Source organism: Levilactobacillus sp. LN180102 (assembly GCF_050106635.1).
Taxonomy (GTDB): Bacteria; Bacillota; Bacilli; order Lactobacillales; family Lactobacillaceae; genus Levilactobacillus; species Levilactobacillus brevis.
Map to the genome: position 1 here is coordinate 1 of NZ_JBNIIX010000033.1, position 4964 is coordinate 4964.

Genomic DNA, 4964 nt, shown 5'->3' on the forward strand with positions numbered 1-4964 from the left:
TATTGGCTTAGTCATGAATTTGCTAAATCATTCCAGTGAGGCGATGACTTTAGCTTATTTAGGCTTAGATCAAGCCAGTACCGAAAGTATGTTAGATCAAATTGATTTTGGGTAAATTAGTTTGATTTTGTTGTCGCCAACGGCGACTTCTGATACAGGTTTTTAATGGGTCTAGCACAACATAGAATAAATTCTATGTGTAAGTGCGCATTGACCTAGTTTTACTCGGTCTGCTGATAACCATAAAATCAGTTTTTGCTGTTGTTAAACTGAATGTATTTTTAATTCAATTTATACTTGCACTTAACTAAGTTTGTTATGCTTTAGATACTTAAAAAGTGTTGCAGATTATGCTGTTTTAAGCCAAAATTTTTTAATTGCTTTGTGCAGAGAATTTTTATAAGCTTGGTAACAAATTTTGAATAACGGTGTTGTAAGATCTGTAAATCTAAACTGAAATCATTATTTTGATGTTAGGAGTCATTAAGATGGACGAAAAGAAAGTATTAAAACCAATTGATGAAATGCTTGCTGATCCTTGGCAAGTTGATATTCAAGAATTGTTTGAAGCTTCTGTCAATGAACCTGACGAGATTAAAAAGAATTTGTATGATTCCTTATACACTTATATTTTGCAAAAAAGACAAGAAGATATTATTAATCGTCCTGGCTTCGTTATTTAGCCCTCTAAAAGCCTGCTGAGGGCTTTTTATTTTTGCTTTGGTATAAATACATATAAACAGTCTCAAAATCGCTAGAAACGAAAAATAAGGCCCTAAAAAACGAACATAGCCGCTAAGTTCTTGTTAAGATTCAAAAAAACTAACTGTTTGCTGTCAATGGTAGCGGACGAGCGTAGCGTGGGAGCATAAGGAATTGACAGCTCTAAACCAGTCTTAACACTGAAATGGCGAAAGCCAAAGTTTCTATAAAACTTTGCTTTCCTGCCTAACGGCGAGTGAAAAAGCGGTCAAGCTGGCTCAGCTTGGACGGGGTTCGGGGCGTCAGCGCCCGAATTAATGTGGCTTGCCACACCTTTTAGGCAACGAACGGAGTGAGGCGCAAGGAGCGTAGCGACTGAAATTTAATGTGAGCCGGTTTTGGGCTCACTCCTTTGTGTTTTTTGTTGCTAGGTTTTGACCTCGTACAGTGCTGCCTCTTTTATACCTCTTTTATAAACCTCTTTTAAACCTCTTTTAGACCCCTCTTGAGGCTTACTCTCCCAAGGCTTATAGAAGTTTATCAACTACATTTTGTCTGTTTATCAACTACATTTTGTCTGTTTATCGACTACATTTTGTCTGTTTATCGACTACATTTTGTCTGTTTATCGACTACATTTATTTACTCCTGTATTCAAATAAGGTAGTATTATTCAAGGAGGTTATTTTATGAGCAATGAATTAGTCAAATATGACCCTGAATTAAATACAATCCCCTTGCGAAGGTTTACTCCTGTAGAAATGAACTTGTTCTTTTCTGTAGTTTCTAGAATGCGTGATAAAGGTGATGATACTGTTAGATTTACCTTTGATCAGTTAAAAGAGTTAAGTGCCTATAAGCCAACCGCAAATAATCGGTTTATTGATGATATACAAAGTACATATCAAAAAATACTAGGTCTTAGATTTGGTTCTCGAAGTAAAGATGGTCTTGATAGAGAGATGTTTGTCATGTTCACTCGATTTGAAATTAAGGGATCTGCAGACGTTCCTTATGTTGATATTCAAATTTATCCCAAAGCGTTGAAACTTCTAAATAATCTCGAAAGTTGGGTTCGTTATGCTTTGACAGAGTTCCGAGATTTAAAGAGTAGTTACGCAAAAACAACTTTTCGTATTCTTAAACAATTCCGAACCACTGGTTATGCTTATTTTTCTAAAAATGATTTCTTTGAACTACTAGATATTCCACAAAGCTATTGGAGTAAGCCTGCGAACGTTGAATCTAGGGTTATTCGCCCAATTAAAGAAGAACTAACCCCTTTGTTTAGAGGTCTAACTATACGAAAAAAATATGGTAAAGGTCGCGGGAAACCAGTGATTGGTTATACTTTTACTTGGAAGCCTGAAAGAAAAGACGCAAACGACTTTTCTCAAGGTAAGTTCCAAGATGAGCGTCAAAAACTTTTTAATATCCAGAATAATGGTGAATTAACAGAACAAGAAAAATGGCGTGCTACCGATAAAGTTAAAGGCCTACCACTAGGCTCAACTGAAAAACAGATTTTAGCCGAACGACAGATTGAGCATGATAAAACAATAAGAGATCAGACAAGACAAGAAATGCTTGCTGAACTCCGAAAGGGGTTTGGAAATAATGCCTAAAACAATTAGAGAACTTGCTGATCAATTGAATGTCTCCAAACAGACTATTCAATATCATTACCAAAGACTACCAGCAAAGAATCGGCAAAAAGATAGTCAGGGTACAAACATGATTAGCCCTAAAGCTGAAAGGATTATCAGAGACAAAGTAGCAAAGCCTTTGTTAGCAAACAACCAACAAATAGATAGCAAAGAAACTACAAAGACTAACAAAGACAATAATGAGCTGGTTGCAACTCTGATAAAAGAAGTAGAGGACCTAAAGTCTCAACGAGACAAACAGCTTGCTACCAAAGACCGCCAAATAGACAGTTTAACAAAGTTGATAGATCAGCAACAAAAATTACAGTTATCAACTGTAACAGAAAACCGACAATTAAAAGAACACGTGCGAAAATTGAGTTATTTGGTTGAATCTCCTAATTCAACTAAAAAGCAACAAGCAAACGACCAACAAACAAAATGTAGGGTGGGTGAAACTGATAATAAAGAAAGAATCATACCTAAAAGTTGGTGGCGTTTTTGGAAAACAAAGTGATTTGGTAGATTGTAAAATTAATCCGAACAGCGTTCGGATTAATTTTACAATCTACCAAATATAAAAAGCATGGTAAAAATATTACAATCACTAATTTCAGTAACGGACCGTACCATTTTTACTATACTTTTGGGATTCCTATGAAACCAAGAGCAACTTATATTTATGATTATCTAATTGTTCTATATCCTTGTATTAAAACTACTAGTACAAGAGGGATTGTAATCCACCAATCTCTCCGATATACCAATGAAATACCTAAGAACAGTGAAAATAAAATAAACACATAAAACGATGGTTTTTTATAAAAAAGGGGTTTCATCCGCTTAAATTCACCTCTTATCAATATAATTTTATTGTATCCCTAAAAAATTAAAATTCAAGTCCCCGTTGTGCTAGTTTATTTGTTGACCCTTGGCCGCCAGTACTTTTTGTACTGCAACACTACCTTGCTTAAACTCTTTATCTGTAAGGCTTTGTCAGTTTTCTCCTGTATCATTTGTACTGACATGCGCTTCTTTGTATCGACTTGCTTTGGCTTTATATCAAGCATTTACACCTTTTTTCTATCTCACTCGCGTTTTTGGCACCTGTATCTCCGCGACATGCCTACCACAATAAAATGCTCTCTATCCAGCTTGATAGTAGGCTCGCCGTAGTAATTGACATTCCTCAACCTTTTATCGAGCGATACACACGTTGTCAGTGAGCCCCTAGTTCTGTCGTGATTTCTGGGACTGATAACTCCCTTTTAGTCAATACAAGCCACCTCCTGTTTGCAGTATATGATTATTATAGCCAAAAAAAGTAGTCCTTAACGGGCTACTCCGCCTTATTTATCGAACATTTTTTAATTGCTACCAACCTTTTGTACTCTTGCAATCTACCAAAACAAAACACCAATGATATTTTCCTATGCATCAGGGGGTATAACTTACAAATAGGCCTTTGATCATTTCTAAAGCCATTCTTCAGAACGTTATTACGATCTGAGGAATGGCTTTATTGGCTTGTGCAAGTAACATTTGCGTGACTAATGCTAGTAATTCTTGCTAGGATTGTCTTAGATCCTTGATTATGATTTAGGAGGAGTGAGATTTGAGCTTTAAAGACGATATCAAGACCTTGCGCAGGCAATCTAATTTAACCCAAGAAGCGTTAGCTCAAAAACTACATGTGACCCGTCAAACGGTCTCAACTTGGGAAACTGGCAAGAATATGCCAAGTTTAGAGACCCTGCATGCTTTGAGTCAATTGTTTAACATTTCACTCGAAAAACTTCTATTTAACGAGGAGATTGCAATGAAAAAAGATAAAGAACCCTCTTTGGCTACCCAGATAGATCATGATGTTAAGCTTAAAAGTCGTTATCGTCGTTGGACTTTTGGTTTAGGTGGCTTGATCGTACTAGCACTGGTTAGTATTGGTATTTTATGTTTGGGATATTATAAAGGTATTGGGACGATTGATCGATTTGATCCGTTTTTATCCTATAAAGTCGGGTACACTAAATTACCTAGTGAAAAGGAAATTTCGCCTAACAATAAGGCAACCAATGGTTACTGGACCGCTTGGTTCACTGATAATACGATGGGGAATGAATGGACCAAACTAACCTTAACAACGGGGCTTAATCCTGGGGTCAAAGATCCTTATGTGATGGCTTATCATAAGGGCAGTTATGTTAAAGTTGCGCGTATCGTTCCTCGCACCTACATTAATCAGACTTATGTTAGCAACCTAGCAGCGCTAGATGCTTTGTTAAATCATAAGGGAAATACAGCGACTAACAATCATGACCTTAAGAAGTATAAGACCCAAATCCACATATCTGACACTGTCCAACAGTTAGTAACTGAATAGAGAACCACCTAGTTACAATCCTACAAGTGGTTTTAGGGTCTATAACTATCAAATAACCCCTCAAAAACGTTGTTAAAATAACCCCCAATATCTATAATGTAGATATTGGGGGTTATTTTAATTTATTTTTTTATAAGTGCCCCTAAACTATAGCTATTGATTCAAGATTTCATGGGAGCCAGTTGCAACCAATAACAAAATCAATTCATCATGATCTAGCTGATAAATAACAATCC

The 4964-nt window shown here is 36.2% G+C and carries 4 protein-coding genes and 2 pseudogenes; 5 read left to right on the top strand and 1 reads right to left on the bottom strand.

From position 1 onward, the window contains the following. From ACP4IT_RS12345 to ACP4IT_RS12365, 5 genes and pseudogenes are all read left to right on the top strand, one after another. Positions 1–115: pseudogene (locus tag ACP4IT_RS12345) on the top strand (site-specific integrase); the annotation flags it as partial. 355 nt (positions 116–470) lie between these two features. Continuing rightward, positions 471–683 carry a hypothetical protein gene (locus ACP4IT_RS12350; RefSeq protein WP_010015136.1) on the top strand — a complete coding sequence of 71 codons (213 nt, stop codon included), beginning with the start codon at positions 471–473 and terminating at the stop codon, positions 681–683. A gap of 708 nt (positions 684–1391) precedes the next feature. After that, positions 1392–2327, top strand: coding sequence for a replication initiation protein (locus ACP4IT_RS12355; RefSeq protein ID WP_010625628.1), 936 nt, complete (start codon positions 1392–1394; stop codon positions 2325–2327). Then, positions 2320–2865 (top strand): DUF536 domain-containing protein, encoded by a 546-nt coding sequence (locus ACP4IT_RS12360; RefSeq protein ID WP_010625627.1) that lies wholly within the window; start codon positions 2320–2322, stop codon positions 2863–2865. The genes ACP4IT_RS12355 and ACP4IT_RS12360 overlap by 8 nt, the downstream gene beginning before the upstream one ends. Before the next feature lie 1098 nt (positions 2866–3963). Further along, a complete protein-coding gene (locus ACP4IT_RS12365; protein WP_035147646.1) occupies positions 3964–4728 on the top strand; it encodes a helix-turn-helix domain-containing protein in 765 nt (254 codons plus the stop codon). Between the two features lie 153 nt (positions 4729–4881). Here ACP4IT_RS12365 and ACP4IT_RS12370 read toward each other — a convergent pair. After that, positions 4882–4964 (bottom strand): annotated as a pseudogene (locus tag ACP4IT_RS12370) (type II toxin-antitoxin system mRNA interferase toxin, RelE/StbE family); the annotation flags it as partial.